Raw genomic sequence first — 26,129 nt, 5'->3', positions numbered from 1 at the left:
CTATTTTGCTTTAACATAAATGGTTTCAAATGGCTTATTTTGAATCACATCAACCAGTAATTCTTTAATCAGTTCCATGAGAGCTAAAAAACTCACCACTACTCCAGCGCGACCTTCTTGATAATCAAATAATTGCTCAAAGTGCAAATACTCGTTACCTGACAGTTTAGCCAATATTTGGCTCATTCGCTCTCTTGTTGAAAGCTGTTCACGCTTAACATGGTGATCTTCATTTGCGTCAATTCGCTTCAGTACCTCTCCAAATGCTCTTGCTAGTTCAAGCAATGTCACATCAGGAGGAACAACAACAGGTTTGATACTTGGTGCTCTCGCAGCACTGACTTGAAACACATCCCGCTCTAAACGGGGTAATTCATCTAAATCTTGAGCCGCTTGTTTTATTACTTCATAGGCTTTTAATTGCCTGATCAGCACGACTCTAGGATCTTCTTCTTCGCCTTCATCTACCGCCATTTTAGGCAGAAGTAAACGCGATTTAATTTCTGCTAGCGTTGCCGCCATCACTAAATAATCTGCGGCTAATTCAATTCGGGCTTCAGTCAACACTTCGATATAAGTTAAATATTGAGTGGTAATCTGCTGAATGGGTAAATCAACTACATCCAATTTTTGCTTACGAATTAAATACAACAGTAAATCTAATGGCCCTTCAAATGACTCTAAAAAAACTTCTAGGGCTTCGGGCGGAATAAATAAATCATTGGGCATTGCATCAAGCTTTTGCCCACGAACAATGGCTAATGGAAGGCTTTGTTGTTGACCCTGCATAAAGCTCCGTTTGAATTTATTTATCACTGCCGATAGTTCCAATAACTGATTGGACTATACGTTAATTGGCCAAACCACTAAGGTTAGCGCCAAGCAAGCGCGCGATTATACTGATTAATGTGTAAGGATTAAACAATTATCTGCTGATAATGCCAGCTAGATTATATTATCAACGCCATATTATTCAAAAGCCGCGGTATCACCTGCACCATGGCGCAAAATATTAATATCACCTTCAGACATATCAATGACTGTCGTTTGCTTTTCAGGCAAGTAACCACCATGCACAATTGCGTCCACTTGATGCTCTAAAATATCGCGTATATGTTCTGGGTCAGACTCTGCAAACTCTTCATTTGGCATCACTAAACTAGTCGACATTAGCGGTTCATTTAACGCTTCAAGCAAAGCCAAAGTAATCACATTGTCTGGAACACGTATACCTATAGTGCGCTTTTTTTCACATTGTAAGCGACGCGGCACTTCTTTACTGGCCTTAAAAATAAAAGTGTAAGGCCCTGGAGTACAACTTTTTAATAAACGGTACGCTTGATTATCTACCTTGGCGAAATTAGCCAGCTCAGATAAATCTCGACACATTAACGAAAAGTTTTGGTCGTTATCAATTTGTCGAATTCGGGCCATTTTGGTCATGGCATTTTTATTACCAATCATACAACCCAATGCATAACCTGAGTCGGTAGGGTAAACTATTACTCCGCCCTGCTTTAATACCTCGACAGCTTGATTAATCAATCGTGCTTGAGGGTTTTCTTCATGTATATAATAAAACTGACTCATCTTCGTTCCACCCATAATTCTGACTGCCAAACCCAAGTAACACCTTGGGGTTGATATAAATTTTTACCTAATTCAATCCAATTACTAATAAAATGAAAATCACTTCCTAAAGAACCGAGTAATTGATGTTGATGACACAACGCAATCAGGTTGTTTCTGTCATCAATAGTTTGTTGTCCTAACACCACTTCCATCGCATCGCCACCGGCTTGGGCAAAATCTCTTACTAATTTTTTTAGCCATTTAGCTGATAATTTATAACCACTAGGGTGAGCTAATACTGCAAGGCCACCCGCTTGATGAATAATATTAATCGCATTGGCCATATCGCCCCAGTTATTAGGAACATAGCCCGTTTTGCCACGGGCTAAATAATGTTTGAAAACACTGGGCATATCATTAGCATAACCATTGTCTGCCAACCACCGGGCATAGTGGCCTCGGCTTAAAGCTGCGCCATTGGCAATTTCCTTCGCCCCTTCATAGGCACCTTCAATACCCGCTTTAGCCAGTCTATTACCTATCTCTATAGCTCGCTCTTCGCGCAGCTGCCGCTGTGATGATAAAAATGCAATTAACTCGGGATGATTAATATCTAGATTCAACCCCACAATATGAATGTCAAAGTTATTCCAACGAGTGGATATTTCAGTGCCATCTATCAGCTTAAGTGGTTGCGACTGCTGCGAGTTGTATAAATGAGCTTCGGCTAAACCTTCAGTGGTGTCGTGATCGGTTATCGACAACATTTGCACGCCTTTATCTAACGCGCGCGCCACTAAATCTGTGGGTGACAATACTCCATCAGATGCTGTTGTGTGGCTATGTAAATCAGCCAATATTGATTCTGTATTCATCATATTATTGTACTTGATACTTGTCACAAAAGCTTTGTGATTATTGAAAAAACCACTAAATAACCAATAATTAGCGCCAACAGAAAGCCATTTATATCGAACAAAATCGCTTATTGAGCTGAGAGTAAAAAATAGATTTTACCCTAAATAGCCTTAGTGATTTAACTAATAGCGCGCATAACCGCTGACTTTTAAGTAACGCTATACCAACAAGGTCGCAACAGGGGTCAATAAATTCATCAACCGCTGAGAATTTTTATAAAAGTGAGCAATATTCAATTGACTTTCAAAGCAAGCTGGGTTTTCCTATAGGCATTAACTAACAACTTGAAATGAACAAGCATGAACAACCTAATCGCTTCTCAAAACATTACTTGGTGGTGGCACTTCCCAAATTAACGGGTTGTGTGAAGCGTTGCGCTCATTTTAAGAGACAAGATTTTACAAAAAAGCCCGCAGATATGTGGGCTTTTTTGTTATTAGCTATTTGCAATTGGCAAGTTAATAACATCAGAACAAACAATTAATAAATATGGCTCAAAGCAGTCAAACCCTATTAAAGAAAGCGAAGACATCAAATGGCACTAAATAACATTGCACAAGTTCGGACTCAAAAGCAGTCGCTCACGTATCATGCAGATCCATTAAGCTTATATGAGCACGTAACCCAAAATGCGCCGCATACTATGTTGCTTGAGTCCGCTGAAATAGACAGCAAAGACCATTTAAAAAGCATCATATTAACTCATGCGGCATTGATGATTCGGTGTGACGGTTATCAACTCACCTTTTCAGCCATCAGTGCCAATGGCCAAAGCTTACTTTCTCCTATTAGTCATTTTTTTGAGCATCAATTTGCTAGTGCCAACACATTAGATAATCAACAACTCATCGTCACTTTAACCAAACCCACCAGTTTGCAAGATGAAGATGCCAGGCTTAAATCGCTTTCCCCTTTAGATGGCCTTCGAGCTTTAGTTAAACACATCAAAACTGACCAACAGCCTCAGTTTGAAGACCTGTTTTTAGGCGGTGTATTAGCTTACGATTTAATCGACACTGTAGAGCCTCTACCCGCTGTACCGAACGCGGCAAATGAGTGCCCAGATTATCTATTCTACTTAGCAGAAACTCTGGTGTTAATTGATCACAAACAGCAACAAGCCGATGTGATCAGCCAACAATTTAATCAAGATTCACACATCACCACGCAACTAGACGCACAGCTCAAAAAAGTGACCCTGCAATGTGAAACTGTTGATAATGCAAAGCCTTTAGTTGCGATAAATGCCACTGAAACCGTTAACATCAGTGATGAAGACTTTAAGCAAACCGTGGTCGACTTAAAAGAGCACATTGTCGCCGGTGATATATTTCAGGTAGTACCATCGCGTAGCTTTAGCCTACCTTGCCCAAATACATTAGGGGCTTACCGCGCATTACGTAAAACCAACCCTAGCCCATATATGTTTTACTTTAGAGGCAGCGACTTTACTTTATTTGGCGCATCACCAGAATCAGCACTGAAATACGAAGCGGCTAATAATCAAGTTGAGGTTTACCCTATTGCGGGTACGAGAAAACGCGGTAAAACAGCCGATGGGCAAATTGATTTTGATTTAGATAGCCGAATTGAGCTTGAGCTTCGACTGGATAAAAAAGAATTATCAGAACACTTAATGTTAGTAGACCTAGCCCGAAACGATATTGCCCGTATTAGTCAAAGTGGCAGCCGTAAAGTGGCCGAATTATTAAAGGTCGACAGATACTCACATGTTATGCATTTAGTTAGCCGAGTCACGGGCCAGTTACGTCAAGATTTAGATGCTCTACACGCCTATCAAGCCTGTATGAACATGGGCACGCTCGTCGGCGCACCCAAAGTAAGAGCATCACAATTAGTACGTGAAGCCGAGCAAGCCAGACGAGGCAGTTATGGCGGCGCAGTGGGATATTTAAATGGTTTAGGGGATATGGATACCTGTATTGTTATTCGTTCCGCCTTTGTTAAAAATGATGTGGCACACATTCAAGCCGGAGCCGGTGTAGTGTTTGACTCAGACCCTCAAGCTGAGGCCGATGAAACCCGTCAAAAAGCCCAAGCCGTTATCTCAGCTATAAAATTAGGAGGCGGACTATGAGCACCTCACCCAAAACCGCAGCGAATACCCAAACCATGAAACTGTATTTATTAGATAACTTTGACTCGTTCACCTACAACCTAGTTGATCAATTTAGAAGTCTTGGGTTTGAAGTATTGATTTATCGTAACGATGTCAGTGCCGATTATTTAGCCGACAAACTATTGAATGAGCTTGGTCGCGCAGCATTAGTTTTATCTCCCGGCCCAGGTGCACCACATGAAGCCGGTTGTATGATGGATTTAATTGCCAAAGTTGCCGGAAAAGTCCCTATGCTAGGCATTTGTTTAGGCCACCAAGCCATGGTTGAATACTATGGCGGGAAAGTAGAGCGTGCACCGTTCGTGGTACATGGCAAAGCAAGCCCGACAATCCATAGTGGTGACGGAGTATTTGCTAACTTACCCTCACCGCTACCCGTCGCCAGATACCACAGCCTAGTGGCAACAAAAGTTCCAGACTGTCTTGATGTCATTGCAACCACTGAGAATATGCCGATGGCGGTGTTACATGAACAAGATAAAGCGGTGGGTTTTCAATTCCACCCTGAGTCAATATTAACGACCACTGGAAGCCAGTTATTAACCCAAACACTTAGCTATCTTTGTCATAACCCAACCTTGTCTGGAGGCCAATAGTGTCCGTGAATCAATCTCAACAATTATTAGATAGCCTCTACCAAGGTAACGCATTAACCCGCGAACAAAGTGCACAGTTATTTGCGCAAGTTGTCGCCGGAGAAATGGATCCAATAGCCTTAGCGGGTATGTTGGTGGCATTAAAAGTACGTGGTGAAACCATAGAAGAAATTACCGGAGCTGCAGATGCGTTACGCCACGCCGCTAAATCATTCCCACGCAGTGAGCAATCATTAAAAACCGGCGTGGTCGATATTGTCGGCACAGGCGGAGATGGGTTTAACACCATTAATATTTCCACTACAGCCGCATTTGTTGCCGCAGCGTCTGGGGCGAAAGTGGCCAAACATGGGAATCGAGGTGTATCCAGTAAATCAGGTTCGTCTGATTTATTAAGCCATTGTGGAATAGGCTTGACCATGAGCCCAGAAGACGCCAGTCAATGCATAGATACTTTAGGCTTATGCTTTTTGTTCGCGCCTCATTACCATGCAGGAGTACGTCATGCGGTTCCTGTTCGACAAGCATTAAAAACGCGCACCATATTTAATATCCTTGGCCCGCTAATCAACCCCGCCAAGCCAGAATTTATGTTACTTGGTGTCTACACACCTGAGTTACTTGAACCCATTGTCAATGTGCTTAATGCCTTAGGCGTGAAAAGAGCCATGGTAGTTCACGGCAGCGGTTTAGATGAAGTCGCACTTCACGGTGAAACCCAAGTAGCTGAATTAAATAATGGTAATATCCAATTTTATACCTTATCCCCAGAAGACTTTGGCTGTGAGCGTACCGATATCAGTCTGCTTTCTGGCGGAGAACCAAGCGACAATGCCTTAGTCACTAAAGCCATTTTACAAGGCCAAGGTGAACCCGCTCATCGAGATGCCGTTGCCATCAATGCTGGCTGTGCTTTATATATCAGTGGAATAGTCGATTCTGTTAAGGCAGGCACTCAATTAGCGTTAACAACTTTAGCTAGCGGCAAAGCGATAGCAATACTCGATCAATTAGCCAAAGCAAGTGAACCATCAGTTTAAGGGCAAAATGTAATGAATCAGCAACAACCCACAAAAGAGTCCAACGTATTAACCCGCATTGTTGATACAAAAGTGGCACATATTGCCGCACTTAAAACACGTTTTCCAGAAACGACATTAGCCCCAAAAATATCAGATAGAAGCTTGTTTGACGCACTTAAACAACCTAATGCGCAATATATTTTTGAATGCAAAAAAGCCAGCCCATCTAAAGGATTAATTCGTCCAGTTTTTGATGTAGAAGCCATAGCAGACATTTATACTCGTTACGCAGCAGGTATTTCAGTATTAACTGACGAAGAGTTTTTTCAAGGCGATATGGATTACATCCCTAAAGTTCGCGCTCGCGTTAGCCAGCCTATTCTTTGTAAAGATTTTTTTGTTGACCCATATCAAGTCAAACTCGCAGCCCACCAAGGCGCAGATGCGGTATTATTGATGTTGTCGGTTTTAGATGACACTCAATACCAACTACTCGCTGAAGAAGCCGCTAAGTACCAATTAGACACCTTAACCGAGGTCAGCAATGAAGCTGAGCTTCACCGTGCAATTGCGTTAAATGCGCCCATTATTGGTATTAATAATCGTAACTTAAGAGACTTATCAACCGATCTGGCAACGACAGAAGAGCTTGCTCCGCATATTCCATCAGACAGAGTGGTGATCAGCGAGTCAGGCATTTACACCAATGACCAAGTTAAACGTCTTAATCCTTTGGTCGACGGTTATTTAGTGGGCAGCTCTATTATGGCGCAAGAGGATATCGACCTTGCTTGCAGACAACTTATTTATGGCCCAAATAAAGTATGCGGCTTAACTCGCATTGATGACATAAAAGCGGTAGCTGAATGTGGCGGCGTATATGGAGGACTGATTTTCCACCCATCATCACCTCGAGCTGTTAGTCTTGAACAAGCCAATGAACTCGTTTCACAAATGCATCAGCAAGGTATTGGTTTAAAACTAGTCGGCGTGTTTGTTAACGCCAACGTCAATGACATTATGACGGCAGTAAGTCAATTACAACTGGCAGCAGTACAATTGCACGGCAATGAAACTGAGCTTGAAATAGCTGAGTTATCTGAAAAAATATCGGCCACCAAAGCCACATGTGAAATATGGAAAGCCGTTGCTGTTAACACCCAAGACAACAGCATTGCCCCTCAACCTAAGGGCGTACATCGTTACCTATACGACAGCAAAACTGCCGCTCAGTTTGGTGGAACCGGCAATAGCTTTGATTGGCAATTGGCCGTAACAGATAAAGAAAGTGCCATGCTTGCCGGTGGATTAAATGCCGACAATGCTCTGCAGGCCAATCAACAAGGCTACTTTGGATTAGATTTCAATTCAGGTGTCGAATCAGCGGCGGGGATAAAAGATCATCAATTGCTAAAACGAGTTTTTAGCACTTTAAGACAAAACTAATGACATAACATTTTAGCCACTCAACATTGTTAACCCATAACAACTGAGTCAATAAAACCAATATTAAAGCCACTTTGCCAATGCAAAATGGTTTACCAACAGGACAATATTATGGACAAGCTAGAGCTTAACCCTTACTTCGGAGAATATGGTGGAATGTATGTTCCGCAAATTCTTGTACCTGCCTTAAAGCAGTTAGAAAAAGCCTTTGTTGACGCGCAGCAAGACCCAGAGTTTCAAGCAGAGTTTACTGATTTATTGAAAAACTATGCTGGTCGCCCTACCGCCCTTACCCTAACTCGTAATTTAAGTCCTAACCCACTGGTCAAAATTTACCTAAAACGTGAAGACTTATTACACGGTGGTGCGCACAAAACTAACCAAGTATTAGGCCAAGCATTGCTAGCCAAACGCATGGGGAAAAAAGAAATTATTGCAGAAACCGGCGCAGGGCAACATGGTGTTGCCACCGCCCTAGCCTGTGCCTTATTAGATTTAAAGTGCAAAGTGTACATGGGTGCCAAAGACGTTGAGCGCCAATCGCCAAACGTATTTAGAATGCGATTAATGGGCGCAGAAGTGATTCCGGTCACCTCTGGCTCATCAACCTTAAAAGATGCCTGTAACGAAGCCATGCGCGACTGGTCTGCCAGCTATGACAAAGCGCACTATTTACTGGGTACGGCCGCGGGGCCACATCCTTTCCCAACCATTGTGCGTGAATTTCAACGTATGATTGGTGAAGAAACCAAAAAGCAAATTCTTGAAAAAGAAGGCCGCCTACCAGATGCCGTTATTGCCTGTGTTGGCGGCGGCTCAAACGCCATTGGTATGTTTGCCGACTTTATTGATGAAGAATCAGTTGAGTTAATTGGCGTCGAGCCAGCGGGTAAAGGTATCGACACCCCTATGCATGGCGCTCCACTAAAACATGGTAAAACCGGTATTTTCTTTGGGATGAAAGCGCCATTAATGCAAGATACCCACGGCCAAATTGAAGAGTCATATTCGGTTTCAGCTGGGTTAGACTTTCCATCAGTTGGACCACAACATGCGCACCTTAACGCCATTGGCCGCGCGCGTTATGAATCAGCAACCGATGACGAAGCATTAGAAACTTTCCAATTGCTAGCCAGAACAGAAGGCATTATTCCGGCACTAGAATCAGCACATGCCATCGCCTATGCGGTGCGTCTTGCTAAAGAGGCGACTAAAGAAACCCTATTAGTGGTCAACTTATCAGGACGGGGCGATAAAGACATTTTCACAGTATCTGACATTTTAACGGCCAAACAACAGGAGAGCGGCAATGAGTAATCGATATCAGGCAGCGTTTGCCGCCCTAAAGCAAAAACAACAAGGTGCTTTTGTACCATTTGTAACCTTAGGTGACCCTAGTGTTGAAGTGTCATTTGAAATTATTAAAACTTTAGTTGATAACGGAGCCGATGCATTAGAGCTAGGATTTCCGTTTTCAGATCCATTAGCTGATGGCCCAGTGATTCAAGGGGCAAACTTACGTTCATTAGACGCAGGCACGACCCCTGAAGATTGCTTTGAACTCATTGCTAAAATTCGTGCTTTATACCCAGAGTTACCCATAGGTTTACTGCTATACGCCAACTTGGTTTTTGCTAATGGCATTGATGAATTTTATGCCAAAGCTCAAGCCGTTGGGGTCGACTCGGTATTAATTGCTGACGTGCCTGTTGAAGAAGCTGCGCCATTTATTGAAGCCGCTAAAAAGCATCAAGTTGCACCTATATTTATTGCGCCACCCAATGGTGACAGCCAAACCCTTAAGCAAGTTAGTGAATCTAGCCAAGGGTATACTTACTTATTGTCGCGTGCAGGCGTAACAGGCACAGAATCAAAAGCGGGTACTCCAGTGGAAGAAATTTTAGCAAAATTAGCTGAATTTAACGCCCCGCCTCCGCTACTCGGTTTTGGTATCGCCGAACCCGCTCAAGTTAGCGCAGCATTAAAAGCGGGCGCAGCAGGCGCAATTTCTGGATCGGCAGTGGTTAAAATTATTGAAAAAAACCAGCATGACCAAACAGCATTACTCGCTGAATTAGCTGAGTTTACCCGTAACATGAAAGCGGCGACCGCATTGTAACCCTATCAGTTAAAAGTTGTAGATTGTAAACTCAATGTTTTGAAATTAGAAAGGAGCCAATCATGCTCCTTTTTTTTTGCCTGCTATACTCGGTATAAGTCTCTTAGATACATAGGAAGTTGATGCTACGACGCTTGTTTTTACACAGCTTACTTATTTACTTGTTGCTCTATTCTGGCACCCAGTATGTATTGGCTAATAGCTCAAACAATTCCCCTACTTTGTATGAGGTTAAATATAATATTTCCACACAGTTTGTTGACCCTAAACAAGCTTATTATATTTCCCTACTTGAATTAGCATTACAAAAAACCACCGCAGATTTTGGTCCCTATAAAATGACCCCTGTTGAATTAGAAATGCCACAAGGTCGAACGGTCAAACTGGTACAAGCGAATCAACACATAGATATAGTTTGGACCATGACTTCAATAGAAAGGGAGAGTCAACTACAAGCGGTTTATATACCATTACTAAAAGGCTTAATGGGATATCGAATTGGGATTATTCGAAAAGAGGGGCAAGCCCAATTTGATCAAATTAATACCCTAGCAGAATTTAAACGGGTGTTAATTGGCCAAGGTTCTGACTGGCCTGACACCACCATACTGCAACAAAATGGCTTTAGTGTTATTTCAGGCTCTGCAAGTAAACTTTTAGCCATGCTAGTAAAACAGCGATTTGATTATTTTCCCCGCGCCATACATGAACCATGGGATGAATTAGCCAGAAGAGATGATTTAGCATTAGAGTCACGTTTATTATTACGATACGCAGCACCAATCTACTTTTTTGTTAATAAAGACAACGTCAAACTTGCTGCCAGAATAGAAAAAGGTTTACGCATTGCCATCAGTGATGGCAGCTTTGACCAACTGTTTTATAACCATCCCATTACTGAAGGAATTATTGAAAAAGCCCAATTAGATAAACGTATTGAGTTTGAAATTGCTAACCCGTTACTCTCCCCCAAAAGTGCAGAATTATTAAATGAAAAGCACTTATGGCTCACGGCTATTGAATAACCGCTAAAGGCCAAACAAAAACCTTGCTCATATGAAGTTAATTTAACTCGAATTGAATAGAATTGGGTTCTCCAAAACCTTGCTAACATGCTACACTCAGCCATTATTTTATTCAGTGCAGACGGACATTGCAGCCAACAATTAAGTTAACTAATAATGAAACAATTGCTTGATTTTTTACCCCTAGTTATATTTTTTGCCGTTTATAAATTTGTTGATATTTACACTGCAACCGGCGCGCTTATTGCCGCGACCGCACTGCAACTTATTCTGACTTACCTCATTTACAAACAAATTGAAAAAATGCACTTAATCACCTTTGCTGTGGTGACCGTATTTGGTGCGTTAACGCTTTTCTTCCATGACGACGCTTTCATAAAATGGAAAGTCACCATCGTTTATGGCCTGTTTGCCATAGCGCTTGCAGCCAGCCAAATAATGGGGAAACCTATTCTAAAAGCAATGCTTGGTAAAGAAATGCAGGTAAAAGACCGTATTTGGCAACAAGTCACTTGGTATTGGGTCAGTTTCTTTGTGCTATGCGGAATTGCCAATATCTATGTTGCCTTTAGTCTTCCGCTTGAAACTTGGGTTAATTTCAAAGTGTTTGGTTTAACCGCCTTAACCTTAATTAATACCGTTCTCACCGTGGTTTATTTATTTAAACATATGGAAAATACACCCGACGAAAGTCAATAAAAGTGTCCCTTTTTTACAACATACTAGCAATGGAGCCAGTAATATGTGGTATATGATCTCTTCTCAAGATGTTGAAAACAGTTTAGAAAAACGTTTATCTGTTCGTGCAGAACACTTAGCAAGATTACAAGCTTTAGCCGATGAAGGCCGTTTGTTGACCGCAGGCCCACATCCTGCCATCGACAATGAAAATCCAGGCGAAGCAGGCTTTACCGGATCACTAGTTGTCGCTGATTTTGAATCACTAGAAGCTGCGCAAGCATGGGCAGATGTTGACCCATACATAGGTGCCGGTGTGTATAAAAACGTCATCGTTAAGCCATTTAAAAAGGTATTTTAATGAAGATTGTTTCATTTAACATCAACGGACTGAGAGCACGGTTACACCAGCTTCAAGCACTGATTGACAGTCATCAGCCCGATATTATTGGCTTACAAGAAACAAAAGTACACGATGAAGCCTTTCCATTGGCCGACGTCGAAGCCATGGGTTACAAGGTTCATTATCATGGTGGTAAAGCGCACTATGGTGTTGCAATGTTGTCTAAAGCTGAGCCGTTGAAAGTCATTAAAGGGTTTGACACTGACGCAGATGATGCCCAACGCCGACTGATTATAGGCCAATTTTCCCAAGAAAATGGTCGAGTACTTACCGTAATGAATGGTTACTTCCCACAAGGTGAAAGTATTCATCACGAAACCAAGTTTCCGGCAAAGCGAAAGTTTTACCAAGATCTAATGACCCACCTCAATACTTATCATTCTCCGGATGAAGATATAGCGGTGATCGGTGATATTAATATTTCACCTATTGATTTAGACATTGGTATTGGCGAAGTAAATGCAAAACGTTGGCTAAAAACCGGTAAATGTAGTTTTCAACCCGAAGAACGTGAATGGCTTCAAACCTTAAAAGATTGGGGGTTTGTTGACAGTTTCAGGCAGTTGCACCCAACTCGTACTGACCGCTACTCATGGTTTGATTACCGCAGCAAAGGCTTCAACGACAACCGAGGATTACGCATCGACGTCATTTTAGCCACGCGCTCTTTACTCGAACGAGCCGTAGAGTCTGACGTGGACTATGATTTACGTGGTATAGAAAAGCCTTCTGATCACGCGCCAATTTGGACGACGTTTAAATAACTTAAACGCCTTAGCTACATTGGGATGAGTACCTTCAGAACAGTGGTATTCATCCCCTTAATTAACTTCATTTTTTATGAATAGAAATCCAAAGCAGACCCTCGATAAAAGATCTCGAGGGTGACGTATAGGACTTTTATCAACATCAGAGACGAGACTTAACGTACATCATTCTTATGATGCTCAACGAACATCATTCCGACGTACATCATTCCGACGATGCTCAACGAACATCATTCCGACGAACATCATTCCGACGATACTCAACGAACGTCATTCCGGTGATGCTTTTGGGCCGGAATCTGCTTTTTCAACTAAAATATTGAGCGGCTTTCTATGCTGACAAAACTAAAGCAGACCCTCGATAAAAGATCTCGAGGGCGACGTATAGGACTTTTATCAACATCAGCGACGATACTCAACGTACATCATTCTTATGATACTCAACGAACGTCATTCTGACGATGCTCAACAAACATCATTCCGACGATACTCAACGAACGTCATTCCGGTGATGTTTTTGGGCCGGAATCTGCTTCCTCAACTCAAATATTGAGCGGCATTTTGTACTGACGGTTGTGGTAAAAAAGGGACATAACCCAAAAACTTACCTGGCATTAATGCTTTTAAACTAGATAAATTTGCCTCAACTTCACTCATGTTGGCATCAACCTGATTAGCAACCCAACCACCAATAGTAAGCCCATCAGCTTGGACGGCTTCAACTGTTAGTAACGCATGGTTTAAACAACCTAATTTCATACCAACAACAATAATAACTTGAAGTTCTTGTTGAGGCTGAAGCTTATTTAACTGCTTATTTAATAACTGAACAGTATCTGATAAATACTCGCCATTGCCCAATGGTAAGCGCCAACCTCCAGCACCTTCTATTAAAGCAAAATCCGCTCGTTGTAATAGGTCAATATCTAATAATGCCAGTGTTTGCTGGGCGCTTAACTGCATGCCTACTTGCTGTGCGGCAATATGTGGCGCAATAGCAGGTTTAAAGGTTATCGGGTTAATTTTTTCGTAATTCAAGCCCATATTAGATTGTGCCATTAAGGCTAAAGCATCACTATTTCGCAATCCTTCATGGGTCTCGTCACAACCTGAAGCGATAGGTTTAAAGCCGCATTTTTTGCCTGCTGCCTTAAACAGTAAACTAGCCGAAACCAAGGTTTTTCCACTATCGGTATCAGTACCTGTGACAAAATAGATCATTTAAATGGCTCCTTTATGTAGCTTTCTTCGCATGAATAAATACCACTTGATAACTGAGTGGTATACCTTGGTGAGTGGATAATTGCTTGGCTAATTCAAGGCGTTTAGCCCACTGTGATTTAGTTAAAACACCTTGAACACCTGCATCATTTCCACCAGCCGTAGCGCCAACGCCTTTAATGGAATACAACAGGCTACGTAAATCGTCAAAGTAAACCGTTACAGTTTGCTCGGCAGAGCTGATTAGTTGCCAATGAGAAGTATCATTGTCATTATTTTGGCTAGAAATAAACGGGCTTAACAATGCCGTCTGATGATTAAAGTGATTAATTCTAAAGCCTAACTGTTTTAGCTGTGGCAAACTGCCTGCGCTAACAATGGCTAAATGACATTCCCCTTTATCCACCAAAACTCGATGAATTTCAGCAATAGCTTGCGGATAATCTTGGCACCATTGCAAGGCTAAATTTGAATAAACATGATCAACACTGTTGGCATTAATGCCCATATTTTGTGCGTCGCTACACAGGGTTTGATAGTGCGGAAAATGTTGGGCAACTTGCTCTAACATACCTGGGGCAATATCAACTGCGGTCACCTTTGTGAGTGGTTTAAATGCACTAAAGTCTGTTCCAGGACCGCAGCCTATATCTAACAAATGACCTGACAACCTTGATTGACTCATTAAGATATCAGCGGTCAACCGTTGTACTACATCATGTTGTTTATAATGAGATGCCGCTTGTGAAAAGGTATTGGCGACTGATTTTGCTAACATTTATACTTTCTCACCACTGCAATCAATCATCAGCTTTTTTAATGCCGATACTAATTGGTGAATTTGTTGAGGTTGATGTGATGCACTAAGCGTGATTCTTAGCCTTTCAGAGCCTTTAGGTACCGTAGGAGAACGAATTGCACCTACTTTGAACCCTAGTTTAGCCAACATATTAGCAAGTGAAAGCGTTTGCTCATTGCCGCCCACTATCACAGGTTGAATAGCTGATAATGACGCGATTAATGGCAATTGTGATTGTTGAGCTAACTCTTTAAACAAGTGAATATTGTCATGTAAGCGAGTGATACGTTCAGGCTGTTGCTGTACTAGCTTAATGGCGCTGTGAGCTACGTAGGCATTTGCCGGTGATAATGCGGTGCTGTAAATATAATGTCGGGCATTCGCCACTAAGTAATTAATCACAGATTGTTTGGCTAAAACAGCAGCCCCCTGACACCCCAGTGCTTTACCAAAAGTAACCACTTGCACATCTGCCACTCGGGAAGTCGCCTCAAAGTCTCTTGAAGTTGCAAAACCGTGGGCATCATCAACAATCATTAACGCATTATGTTGTTTACAAAGCAGGCTTAATTCTGCCAATGGCGCTTTGTCTCCGTCCATGCTAAATACACTTTCGGTAACTAAAACACTATTGGGGTGTTTAGCTAATAATCTTTCAGCACTGGATAAATCATTGTGCAAAAAACGCACTAGCTTGGCACCGCTATGCTGAATGCCGTCAATAATGGAAGCGTGTACTAACTTATCGGCAATTACCGTGTCGGCCTGAGTAAACAAGGTGCTCATTAATGCGCTATTGGCACTATAACCCGAGCAAAAAAGCATGGCCGCTTGGTGCCCTGTTAAACGACAAAGTTGTTGTTCAAGATCAACATGCGCAGCAGAGTAACCACTGACTAAAGGAGACGCTTTACTGCCAACACCATAGGTTGTAGCACCGTCGAATAATGCTTGAGTTAATTCAATCGAGTTAGCAAGGCCAAGATAATCATTATGGCTAAAATCAATTAATGACGAATTTTCAGCGCGATGACAAACATCACGCTGACGCAGTAAGCCTTGGCTTTGCTGCATCTGAAGCGCGTGATTGATTTTCTGATATAACGGGTGCGTCATAAAATACCGTTTTATAACGCAGCAGCGTCGTAAAACTGTTTAGAGGCTTTATCTTTTTGTGCATTTGCCTTAGCAAGTACGTTCGAATCCTGTTCAATATTGGCTGCTGGACCTTGCTCAGGGTGTAACCCTAAGCGCTTAAACAAGGTCATATCATCATTTTCTTCTGGGTTAGGTGTGGTCAGTAATTTACAGCCATAAAAAATTGAATTCGCACCAGCAAAAAAGCACATAGATTGTAGTTCATCGGTCATGTTTTCACGCCCAGCTGATAATCTAACCCGAGATTTAGGCATAATAATTCGCGCTACTGCAATGGTTTTAACAAACTCTAATGGGTCTAAATCATCTAACTTTTCAAACGGAGTACCCGCCACTTTTACTAGCATATTAATGGGGACTGAATCTGGATGTTGTTCAAGATTAGCCAGTTGTTGTAACAACCCCGCACGATCAGTGGCTTTTTCACCCATACCAACAATACCACCCGAACACACTTTCATGCCTGAAGCACGCACATTGCTAAGGGTATCAATACGGTTTTGATAAGTACGAGTGGTAATTACATCACCGTAGTATTCCGGTGACGTATCTAAATTATGGTTGTAATAATCTAGCCCTGCTTCAGCTAATTCATCTGACTGCTGTTTTGACAACATGCCTAATGTCATACAGGTTTCCATGCCTAACGCTTTCACGTCTTTTACCATCTGAGTTAAGTATGGCATATCACGGTCGCGTGGGTTACGCCATGCCGCTCCCATACAAAAACGAGAAGCTCCAGCAGCTTTGGCGCTTTTGGCCTCGGTTAACACTTTCTCTATTTCAAGTAGGCGCTCTTTTTCAAGGCCGGTATCATAACGGGCACTTTGCGGGCAGTATTTACAATCTTCAGGACATGCGCCAGTTTTAATCGACAATAAACGACTAATTTGCACTTCGTTAGGGTCAAAGGTTTCGCGATGAATACTGTGGGCTTTGAACAATAAATCATTCATTGGCAACGCAAATAACGCTTCAATTTCAGACTTTTGCCAATCATGGCGAATTTCGGCTAACGACATGGAACATTCCTTTATTTTGATTTTATGTTGGCTAGGATACCCTTAGCCCGTAAACTGTCAACGCAGGTATCACCACCAACTTTACTAATGGTTATTTTATGAGCAAAGCAACTTCTTCACAATCTGTCAACTCAAGCAGCCATTCTCAGGCCGATAATCAAATAGACTTTGCCTTCGACAAGCAACATATTTGGCATCCTTACACGTCAATGACTAATGCATTGCCAACCTATGGTGTTCAATCTGCTACGGGCTGCGAACTGACCTTAGCTGACGGCAAAAAAGTGATAGACGGTACCAGCTCGTGGTGGGCTTGTGTTCATGGCTACGGCCATACAGATATTATTAGTGCCATGCAGCAGCAGTTACAGTGTTTAAGCCATGTGATGTTTGGTGGTATAACCCATAAGCCCGCTATTGATGTCAGCAAACTATTAGTGGAAATGACCTGCCCTAACCTAACCAAAGTATTTTTAGCCGATTCAGGCTCTATTGCGGTTGAGGTGGCATTAAAAATGGCGCTGCAATATTGGCAAGGGCAAAACCAACCTAACAAACAAAAAATTATGACCGTGAAGCGCGGCTATCATGGTGATACTTTCGCAGCAATGAGCGTATGTGACCCAGATGGCGGTATGCATACCATGTTTGGCGATAACGTCACCAAACAAAAGTTTATTGCCGCGCCGCAAACCCCCTTTGGATTCAGTGCCAAACAAAACTCATCCCAGCAGGCTACAAACTCGAATAACTTAAGCCTGTTACCACAAGATGAACAGACGCTAAAACAAGCTTTTGAACAACACCACCAGCACATTGCTGCGGTGATTATTGAACCCATATTACAAGGCGCTGGCGGGATGCGTTTTTATTCGCCGGCGTATTTACGTTTATTACGTCAACTGTGTGACCAATATGATGTGTTATTGATTTTAGATGAAATTGCCACCGGCTTTGGCCGTACCGGAAAACTATTTGCTTATGAACACGCCAACATTGAGCCCGACTTATTATGCTTAGGCAAAGCACTTACCGGCGGCTACATTAGCCTAGCAGCTACCTTATGTAGCGACAAAGTGGCTCAAGGAATAAGTGACTCCCCTGCAGGCGTATTTATGCATGGCCCGACTTTTATGGGAAACCCACTAGCCTGTGCCGCAGCTACTGCCAGTTTAACCCTGATTAAGCAAAACAAATGGCCTGAGCAAATTAAGCAAATGGAAGCTCAAATGGTTAATGAATTAGCCCAAGCTATTGAGTTTGATGAAGTCGTTGATGTGCGAGTATTAGGGGGTATTGGGGTAATAGAAATGAAACACACCGTCAATACCAGTGCGTTACAGCAACGTTTTATTGAACAAGGGGTATGGGTGCGTCCATTTAGTAATTTAATTTACATCATGCCGCCCTACACCATCAGTAGCGAGCAATTAAGCCAACTCACCAGTGCCATGAAAAAAGTTGCAGCGAGTATCACTACACCGCAAATGACACCAGACGCTGCCTTTATTAGCCATGGATAAAGCAAATACTTTAAAGGATAAATGTTGCTTAGGTTTAAATATGCGCTAGTCTGAACAAGGTGTTGATGCTCAGTAAAACCCAGCTGTGTATCCCCTTAACTTACGTGTTACGTCATTTCAATGGCACTTTAAAAACGTCATTCCGCTTGCTGCTTAAAAACGTCACTCCGTTGGCACCTTAAAAACGTCATTCTGACAACCCTCCCCCTCGTCATTCCGGTAACGCCCCCCTCGTCATTCCGGCAACGTTTTTGAGCCGGAATCACCTTACGATTATTATCAGGGAAAAAGCCAAAAATCAGATCCTCGATAAAAGATCTCGAGGATGACGACGTGTTTCTCGAAACGCCTATCAAGTTCATTCTAGCAGCGCACATAACCTCATTTAGCATCGAGCATGCATAAAGCGGCAGCGCACACTCTCGTCATTCCGGCAACGCTTTTGAGCCGGAATCTGCCTTACGGTTATTATCAAGGAAAAAGCCAAAAATCAGATCCTCGATAGAAGATCTCGAGGATGACGACGTGTTTCTCGAAACGCCTATCAAGTTCATTCTAGCAGCGCACATAACCTCATTTAACATCGAGCATGCACAAAGCGGCAGCGCACACTCTCGTCACTCCACTAACTTCATAGAAACGTCATTCCACTTGCTGCTTAAAAACATCATTCTGACAACCTTCCCCCCCTCGTCATTCCGGCAACGTTTTTGAGCCGGAATCTACCTTACGGTTATTATCAGGGAAAAAGTCAAAAAATCAGATCCTCGATAGAAGATCCCGAGGATGACGACGTGTTTCTCGAAACGCCTATCAAGTTCATTCTAGCAACGCTCCCTCGTCATTCCGCTTGCTGCTTAAAAACATCATTCTGACAACCTTCCCCCCCTCGTCATTCCGGCAACGTTTTTGAGCCGGAATCTACCTTACGGTTATTATCAGGGAAAAAGTCAAAAAAATTAGATCCTCGATAGAAGATCTCGAGGATGACGGCGTACACTAATTGGATCAGAGTTAATTTTGTAGAAAAGTGAGTAAGCATATGGTTTAGTCTGGCTTTTCTTCCTTAAATCACCTGCTAGATTATTAAATTCGAGTATACAAAACATTATACCGAATCATCCGAATTTACATTATTTGTAACATTAATTCAAATACTTAGTAAAGCCACCAAGGTTATACCGCTAGAGCAGTGTTTTGCGTGATAAAAGCATTTTCAACACGTCACGCCCCCCTACACGCCATCTTGAAAGGTATACTCCAATACTCAGGATTTAACTTTCCACGGTGGGTTCAAGCGGTTTTCACCAGCCCAATAAAGCTTTATTTTATTACCGGAAGGATCTTTAATAATGGCTTCTTTCCAAAGATAGCGTTGTTCTGTGGGGTACTGCTCAAACTGAATACCTTTCAAAGAAAGATGCTGACAAAGCTCATCAAGATTTTCATTCTCAAAATATATAACCGCATTATTTGAAAAATCATCATTTTCTAATGATAACGAAAATGTTGAATCCCCCTTAGGGCACGCAAATCTAGCATAATGTGGTGTATCCACAATTTGAGTAAAACCAAGAGTTAAATAAAATGCTACGGCATCCTCCATGTTTTTAACGGGTAAAGTAACCTGATTAAGCTCCATTTAAGCTCCTCGTGTTTAAGATATTTTTAGTATGACGCTAGAAAAAACACCCCAAGGTATCTTTAGGCTGGTCGTTATTTGGCAACGATGTCACCGAACAAATTAAATTGGCAGTTGATAACTCATCATACAATGATTAAAACCCATTAACATGTCCCTGTTTATACAACACTAAACCATCCCACATCACGATACATTTATTAAACTATTTACTGCTTTTAGTAACTTTTAGCTATTTTTAGTCTCGGGTGATTGTATCGAGGTGAAACCTCAGGTAATCTGCGTAATCTTAATTAAATAGAATGGTTTCTGCGTTAGTCATCATAGTTTATGGCTTATGAGTCCCAACAGATTATTCGGATATGTTGTCTAGATGGCGAAAACAAACACATCGTTGAACAAAGCGCGACAGCAAGGGTTGCAACAAACTGCCGCCCACCGAAACGCAACAACCACTCCTGAAATGCGCCAGTTCATTCAAGAATCTGAGCTTAGCGTTAGCCAGTTAGCTAAAATTCTCAATATCAGCGAAGCCACAGTACGTAAATGGCGCAAGCGCGACAGCGTTAACAACTGCCCTAATACACCTCATAAACTCAATACCACCTTATCGCCAATGGAAGAATATGTGGTATTAGGTTTACGTTACCAGTTGAAAATGCCATTAGATCGCTTATTAAAGGTCACTCAAGAATTCATCAATCCTAATGTATCTCGTTCAGGGCTGGCCCGTTGTTTGAAGCGATATGGGGTATCAAAACTTGATCAGTTTGACAGCCCAAACGTACCCGAAAAGTTTTTTAATCAATTGCCTGTCACTCAAGGCTCTGAAATTCAAACCTATACTGTAAACCCACAAACCTTGGCCGACACACTGGCATTACCAAGCCCAGACCCAGATAACGTTGTGCAGGTGGTTTCGTTAACCTTACCGCCACAGCTAACTGATGATCAGCCATATTCGGTATTACTTGGGGTCGATTTTGCCACCGACTGGGTTTACCTCGACATATATCAAGACAGCCACACCCAAGCCAGTAGTCGCTACATGGCTTTTGTTCTAAAAAATGGTCCTTTCCATTTACGTAAATTACTCGTTCGAAATTACCACAGTTTTCTTGCTCGTTTTCCTGGAGCAAGTTTAGCCGTCACACCACCTAATGCAGGTCAACGGACGGCAACTGAATCCCTACATAAGATGACACCATCAACGTCATCAAACGGAGACTCACAATGAGCCAATCCAAGAAAAACACCGACAAACGCTTGAATAAGCGTTTAAAAGATATGCCTGTTGCTATTGTCGGCATGGCCAGCATCTTTGCAAATTCGCGCTACCTAAATAAATTTTGGGATCTTATTAGCGAAAAAATTGATGCCATTACCGAAGTGCCAGAAACCCATTGGAAAGTCGAAGACTATTACGATGCCGACAAAACCGCGGCAGATAAAAGCTACTGTAAACGCGGTGGTTTTTTACCTGAGGTTGACTTTAACCCAATGGAGTTTGGCTTACCGCCCAACATTTTAGAGTTAACCGATTCTTCACAGCTATTATCACTGATTGTGGCAAAAGAAGTATTGGCCGATGCAGGTGTTGACGCCGACTATGATACCGACCGTATTGGTATCACTTTAGGTGTGGGTGGTGGTCAAAAACTTAACCATAGCTTAAGCGGCCGCTTACAATACCCTGTATTGAAAAAAGTATTCAAAAGTAGCGGTTTAAGTGATGAAGACACTGAAATGCTGATCAAAAAATTCCAAGATCAGTATATTCATTGGGAAGAAAATTCATTCCCCGGCTCTTTAGGCAACGTCATTGCTGGACGTATTGCCAACCGTTTTGACTTAGGTGGCATGAACTGTGTGGTTGACGCGGCTTGCGCTGGCTCGCTAGCGGCATTAAGAATGGCTTTAACCGAGCTTACTGAATGTCGTAGTGACATGATGATCACTGGCGGTGTATGTACCGACAACTCACCGTCAATGTACATGAGTTTCTCCAAAACGCCTGCGTTTACCACCAACGAAACCATTCAACCTTTCGATATCGACTCAAAAGGCATGATGATTGGTGAAGGTATTGGCATGGTAGCCTTAAAACGTTTAGAAGATGCTGAACGTGACGGTGACCGTATTTATGCGGTTATTAAAGGTGTGGGCGCTTCATCTGACGGTAAATTTAAAAGTATTTATGCACCACGCCCTGAAGGTCAAGCTAAAGCATTAAAACGTGCTTATGATGATGCTGGTTTCCCACCGCATACTGTAGGCTTAATTGAAGCTCACGGAACAGGCACTGCCGCGGGCGATGTAGCTGAATTTAACGGCTTAAAATCTGTTTTTGCTGAGGGTGATGACACCAAACAACACATTGCTTTAGGCTCAGTTAAATCGCAAATTGGTCACACTAAATCTACCGCGGGTACTGCTGGGGTGATTAAAGCAGCCTTAGCGTTACACCATAAAATGTTACCGCCAACCATTAATGTTTCTAAGCCGAGCCCGAAACTTAACATTCAAGACTCGCCATTTTATTTAAATACTCAAACCAGACCTTGGTTGCCTCGTACAGATAATACCCCGCGCCGCGCAGGTATTAGCTCGTTTGGTTTTGGTGGTACTAACTTCCACTTAGTTTTAGAAGAATATAATCAAGAACATGCCCGTGATGCTAAATATCGCCAACGTGCAGTATCACAAAGCTTGTTATTCAGTGCTGCAGATAAGTCTGCGCTAACGAATACACTGACACAACTGCTTGCCCAAGTTAACGATATTGATACTACCGTCCCTAATGTGGACGAAGTTGAATTAGCCAAGTTAGCGCAACAGTTTGCTGTTACTAAAGTTGACCATAACCATGCTCGTCTCGCCATGGTGGTGAGCTCATTAACTGAATTAACCACTCAGTTAACTCAGGCATTATCGCAATTAAACAGCAATAGTAATGACGCATGGCAATTACCATCAGGTACTAGCTATCGTTCACAAGCCTTATTTGCTAAAAATCCCCAAGCTAAAGTGGCGGCATTGTTTGCTGGCCAAGGTTCACAATATCTGAACATGGGTATCGATTTAGCCACTCACTATCCTGAAATGCGTCAGCAAGTGATGATGGCCGATCAAGTATTCGCCAAAAATAAAGCTACACCATTGTCAAAAGTGCTCTACCCTATTCCGGCATTTGAGGCAGAAGATATTGCAGCGCAGCAAGCCGCACTAACCAATACGGCCAATGCACAAAGTGCTATTGGTGCATTAAGTATGGGACAGTATGAATTACTGACTCAAGCTGGCTTTAAAGCCGATATGGTTGCAGGCCACAGTTTTGGTGAGTTATCAGCACTTCGCGCAGCAGGGGTTATTAGCCCGCAAGACTACTACCAATTGGCTTTTGCCCGTGGTCAAGCCATGGCGGCAACCCCGAAAGACCAAGACGCTGGTAGTATGTATGCGGTAATTTTACCGGCCGGCACAGATAGCGTTGAAAAACTAGAACAGTGCATTAGTGCATTTGAAGGCGTTAAAGTGGCCAACTATAACTCGCCTACTCAGTTAGTTATTGCAGGCCCAACTGACACCACTGCTCAAGCTGCTAAAGCCATTGCCGAGCTGGGTGGATTTAAAGCGATTGCTTTACCGGTATCAGGTGCATTCCACACCCCGTTAGTGGCCCATGCACAAGTGCCGTTTGCCAAGGCGATTAATAAAGCCAAATTTAGTAAACCTAAAGTACCGCTATTTGCTAACGGTACTGGCGAATTACACCCTAATGATGCTAAAGCGATTCAAAGCGCATTTTGTGATCATATGCTGCAATCTGTCAGATTCAGTGATCAACTATTAGCTATGTATCAAACTGGAGCACGTGTTTTTGTTGAGTTTGGCCCTAAAAACATTCTGCAAAAATTAGTCGAAGCCACATTAGCGGCACAAGATGAGCCTGTTACTGTGGTCAGTTTAAATCCAAACCCTAAAGGCAATACTGACCTTCAATTACGTCAAGCAGCAGCGCAACTTGCCGTGCTTGGTGTGTCTATTGAGCAGGTCGATCCTTATCAGTCGCCTATTGCGCCGATAGCTAAATCATCGCCAATGAATGTCAAACTAACGGCAACAAACTTTATTAGCCCAAGCACCAAAGCAAAAATGGCTAAATCGCTTGAAACAGGCCAAGTCAAACCGCAACAGCTTAAAGTTGAAGTGCCGGTAGAAAAAATAGTTGAGAAAATTGTGGAAAAAGAAGTGATCAAAACAGAATACGTTGAAGTGCCTCAAAACAACGGTGCAGCTTCAACAAACGTAAACTCTAATAGCGCAAGCGGGTTAACCCAAGCACCTAATGCAATGGCTAATACGATGGCTAATGTTAGTACTAATACTAACACTGCAACAGGCGCTATCGCCCCTGCCACCAATGACAGTGTTCAAGCGTTTTTTGCTGCTCAGCAACAAACTGCCGCTTTGCATCAACAATTCTTAGCTATTCCTCAGCAATACGGTGACACCTTTGCCAACTTAATGAGTGCACAAACTCAAATGGCAGCATCAGGTGTGGCAATTCCAGCAAGCTTGCAAGAGTCAATGGCACAATTCCACCAGCATCAAGCGCAAACATTACAAAGCCATACACTATTTTTAGAGCAACAAGCGCTGGCCAATCAGCAAGCATTAGCCATGTTAACGGGTCAAGCACAAGTTACTACGACACAGCCTAGTGCTACAGCATATCAGCCACAAGCTATGCCAACCGCAACGGCTCCAGTCGCTCAACCTACTATTCAACCTGTTGCTCAACCAGCTGCAGCACCGGTTCAACCAAGTGTTACACCATCAGTGCAAGCGGCTAAACCCGTTGCGCCAGTCGCACCAGTTGTTGAAGCGAAAGTGGTTGAAGCAAAAGCTGCTCCTGCTGAAGAAGTAGCAACAGGCTTAAATGCCGACCAAGTATTAAATACTATGCTGAGTGTTGTGGCAGACAAAACCGGCTACCCAACCGAAATGCTTGAACTTAGTATGGATATGGAAGCCGATTTAGGTATCGACTCTATCAAGCGTGTTGAAATTTTAGGCACAGTACAAGATGAGTTACCAGACTTACCAGAGCTTAGCCCAGAAGATTTAGCCGAGTGTCGCACTCTAGGCGAAATTGTTGACTACATGAACAGCAAATTACCTGCGGGCGGCGCTCAAGCGGTTGCTGCTTCAACGGCTCAAGCAACTAATACAACTCAAGCCAGCGCATCAGGCTTAAACGCTGAGCAAGTATTAAATACCATGCTAAGCGTTGTGGCAGACAAAACCGGCTACCCAACCGAAATGCTAGAACTGAGCATGGATATGGAAGCCGATTTAGGTATCGACTCTATCAAGCGTGTTGAAATTTTAGGCACGGTACAAGATGAGTTACCAGAGCTACCAGAGCTTAGCCCAGAAGATTTAGCCGAGTGTCGCACTCTAGGCGAAATTGTTGACTACATGAACAGCAAGCTACCTGCGGGCGGTGCTCAAGCGGTTGCAGCTTCAACGGCTCAAGCAGCTCACACAACTCAAGCCAGCACATCTAGCTTAAACGCTGAGCAAGTATTAAACACCATGATGAGCGTTGTTGCCGACAAAACGGGTTACCCAAGTGAAATGCTAGAGCTCAGCATGGATATGGAAGCCGATTTAGGTATCGACTCTATCAAGCGTGTTGAAATTTTAGGGACCGTACAAGATGAGTTACCAGACTTACCTGAGCTAAACCCTGAAGATTTAGCCGAGTGCCGCACTCTAGGTGAAATTGTTGACTACATGAACAGCAAATTAGCTGTTGTACCTGCTGCAACTCAAGCAGTAACTTCTGCAACGCCAACCACTCAAGCCAGTGCTTCAGGTTTAAACGCTGAAACAGTACAAAGCACCATGATGAGCGTTGTTGCTGACAAAACCGGCTACCCAAGTGAAATGCTAGAACTGAGCATGGATATGGAAGCCGATTTAGGTATCGACTCTATCAAGCGTGTTGAAATTTTAGGGACCGTACAAGATGAGTTACCAGACTTACCTGAGCTAAACCCTGAAGATTTA

General features: G+C 42.7%; 21 protein-coding genes. 13 read left to right on the top strand and 8 right to left on the bottom strand.

All coding sequences use genetic code 11. From position 1 onward, the window contains the following. The 3 genes from L2672_RS11450 to rnm form a co-directional block, all read right to left on the bottom strand. Positions 1-789 carry a segregation and condensation protein A gene (locus L2672_RS11450; RefSeq protein WP_248995988.1) on the bottom strand — a complete coding sequence of 263 codons (789 nt, stop codon included), beginning with the start codon at positions 787-789 and terminating at the stop codon, positions 1-3. Between the two features lie 180 nt (positions 790-969). After that, positions 970-1,590 carry an L-threonylcarbamoyladenylate synthase gene (locus L2672_RS11445; RefSeq protein WP_248995987.1) on the bottom strand — a complete coding sequence of 207 codons (621 nt, stop codon included), beginning with the start codon at positions 1,588-1,590 and terminating at the stop codon, positions 970-972. Next, entirely contained in the window at positions 1,587-2,447 is an 861-nt protein-coding gene (rnm, locus tag L2672_RS11440) for an RNase RNM (protein ID WP_248996109.1), read from the bottom strand. Before rnm ends, L2672_RS11445 begins: the two co-directional genes overlap by 4 nt. A gap of 578 nt (positions 2,448-3,025) precedes the next feature. On the opposite strand from rnm, the gene L2672_RS11435 reads away from it, so the two are divergent. The 10 genes from L2672_RS11435 to xthA all read left to right on the top strand — a co-directional run bounded on the left by L2672_RS11435 (position 3,026) and on the right by xthA (position 12,683). Next, positions 3,026-4,588, top strand: coding sequence for an anthranilate synthase component 1 (locus L2672_RS11435; RefSeq protein ID WP_248995986.1), 1,563 nt, complete (start codon positions 3,026-3,028; stop codon positions 4,586-4,588). Positions 4,589-4,623: 35 nt separating this feature from the next. Then, positions 4,624-5,226, top strand: a complete 603-nt coding sequence (locus tag L2672_RS11430; protein WP_248996108.1) for an aminodeoxychorismate/anthranilate synthase component II — start codon at positions 4,624-4,626, stop codon at positions 5,224-5,226. Further along, a complete protein-coding gene (trpD, locus tag L2672_RS11425; protein ID WP_248995985.1) occupies positions 5,226-6,266 on the top strand; it encodes an anthranilate phosphoribosyltransferase in 1,041 nt (346 codons plus the stop codon). Before L2672_RS11430 ends, trpD begins: the two co-directional genes overlap by 1 nt. A gap of 12 nt (positions 6,267-6,278) precedes the next feature. Then, positions 6,279-7,694: a bifunctional indole-3-glycerol-phosphate synthase TrpC/phosphoribosylanthranilate isomerase TrpF gene (gene trpCF, locus L2672_RS11420; protein WP_248995984.1), complete on the top strand. Its 1,416-nt coding sequence runs from the start codon at positions 6,279-6,281 to the stop codon at positions 7,692-7,694. 111 nt (positions 7,695-7,805) lie between these two features. After that, positions 7,806-9,011 carry a tryptophan synthase subunit beta gene (trpB, locus tag L2672_RS11415; RefSeq protein ID WP_248995983.1) on the top strand — a complete coding sequence of 402 codons (1,206 nt, stop codon included), beginning with the start codon at positions 7,806-7,808 and terminating at the stop codon, positions 9,009-9,011. After that, a complete protein-coding gene (trpA, locus tag L2672_RS11410; protein WP_248995982.1) occupies positions 9,004-9,813 on the top strand; it encodes a tryptophan synthase subunit alpha in 810 nt (269 codons plus the stop codon). The genes trpB and trpA overlap by 8 nt, the downstream gene beginning before the upstream one ends. Before the next feature lie 122 nt (positions 9,814-9,935). Continuing rightward, a complete protein-coding gene (locus tag L2672_RS11405; RefSeq protein ID WP_248995981.1) occupies positions 9,936-10,838 on the top strand; it encodes a hypothetical protein in 903 nt (300 codons plus the stop codon). A 156-nt stretch (positions 10,839-10,994) separates the two neighbouring features. Continuing rightward, a complete protein-coding gene (locus tag L2672_RS11400) occupies positions 10,995-11,537 on the top strand; it encodes a septation protein A (RefSeq protein WP_248995980.1) in 543 nt (180 codons plus the stop codon). A gap of 43 nt (positions 11,538-11,580) precedes the next feature. Beyond that, a complete protein-coding gene (locus tag L2672_RS11395) occupies positions 11,581-11,877 on the top strand; it encodes a YciI family protein (protein WP_248995979.1) in 297 nt (98 codons plus the stop codon). Further along, positions 11,877-12,683 (top strand): exodeoxyribonuclease III, encoded by an 807-nt coding sequence (xthA, locus tag L2672_RS11390; RefSeq protein WP_248995978.1) that lies wholly within the window; start codon positions 11,877-11,879, stop codon positions 12,681-12,683. Before L2672_RS11395 ends, xthA begins: the two co-directional genes overlap by 1 nt. Positions 12,684-13,223: 540 nt before the next feature. On the opposite strand, the gene bioD is transcribed toward xthA, so the two are convergent. The 4 genes from bioD to bioB are packed head-to-tail and all read right to left on the bottom strand — an operon-like array spanning position 13,224 to position 16,886. Beyond that, positions 13,224-13,904 (bottom strand): dethiobiotin synthase, encoded by a 681-nt coding sequence (gene bioD / locus L2672_RS11385; protein ID WP_248996107.1) that lies wholly within the window; start codon positions 13,902-13,904, stop codon positions 13,224-13,226. A 16-nt stretch (positions 13,905-13,920) separates the two neighbouring features. Then, a complete protein-coding gene (locus L2672_RS11380; RefSeq protein WP_248995977.1) occupies positions 13,921-14,685 on the bottom strand; it encodes a methyltransferase domain-containing protein in 765 nt (254 codons plus the stop codon). After that, positions 14,686-15,822, bottom strand: coding sequence for an aminotransferase class I/II-fold pyridoxal phosphate-dependent enzyme (locus L2672_RS11375; protein WP_420833156.1), 1,137 nt, complete (start codon positions 15,820-15,822; stop codon positions 14,686-14,688). It lies immediately after the preceding gene. A gap of 11 nt (positions 15,823-15,833) precedes the next feature. Then, the gene (bioB, locus tag L2672_RS11370; RefSeq protein ID WP_248995975.1) at positions 15,834-16,886 is read right to left on the bottom strand and encodes a biotin synthase BioB; all 1,053 of its coding nucleotides are present in this window, start codon (positions 16,884-16,886) and stop codon (positions 15,834-15,836) included. 98 nt (positions 16,887-16,984) lie between these two features. Between bioB and bioA the strand changes: the two genes are divergently transcribed. Then, positions 16,985-18,409, top strand: a complete 1,425-nt coding sequence (gene bioA / locus L2672_RS11365; RefSeq protein ID WP_248995974.1) for an adenosylmethionine--8-amino-7-oxononanoate transaminase — start codon at positions 16,985-16,987, stop codon at positions 18,407-18,409. 1,267 nt (positions 18,410-19,676) lie between these two features. Here the strand turns inward: bioA and L2672_RS11360 are convergent. Beyond that, positions 19,677-20,051, bottom strand: coding sequence for a VOC family protein (locus L2672_RS11360; protein ID WP_248995973.1), 375 nt, complete (start codon positions 20,049-20,051; stop codon positions 19,677-19,679). A 373-nt stretch (positions 20,052-20,424) separates the two neighbouring features. Between L2672_RS11360 and L2672_RS11355 the strand changes: the two genes are divergently transcribed. Then, positions 20,425-21,288 carry a transcriptional regulator gene (locus tag L2672_RS11355; RefSeq protein WP_248995972.1) on the top strand — a complete coding sequence of 288 codons (864 nt, stop codon included), beginning with the start codon at positions 20,425-20,427 and terminating at the stop codon, positions 21,286-21,288. Next, the coding region (locus tag L2672_RS11350; RefSeq protein WP_248995971.1) for a type I polyketide synthase at positions 21,285-26,129 on the top strand (4,845 nt) is incomplete at its 3' end. The genes L2672_RS11355 and L2672_RS11350, both read left to right, overlap by 4 nt.

It is taken from the genome of Shewanella gaetbuli, assembly GCF_023284065.1.
GTDB lineage: Bacteria > Pseudomonadota > Gammaproteobacteria > Enterobacterales > Shewanellaceae > Shewanella > Shewanella gaetbuli.
This window is presented reverse-complemented; position numbering and strand designations above follow the sequence as displayed.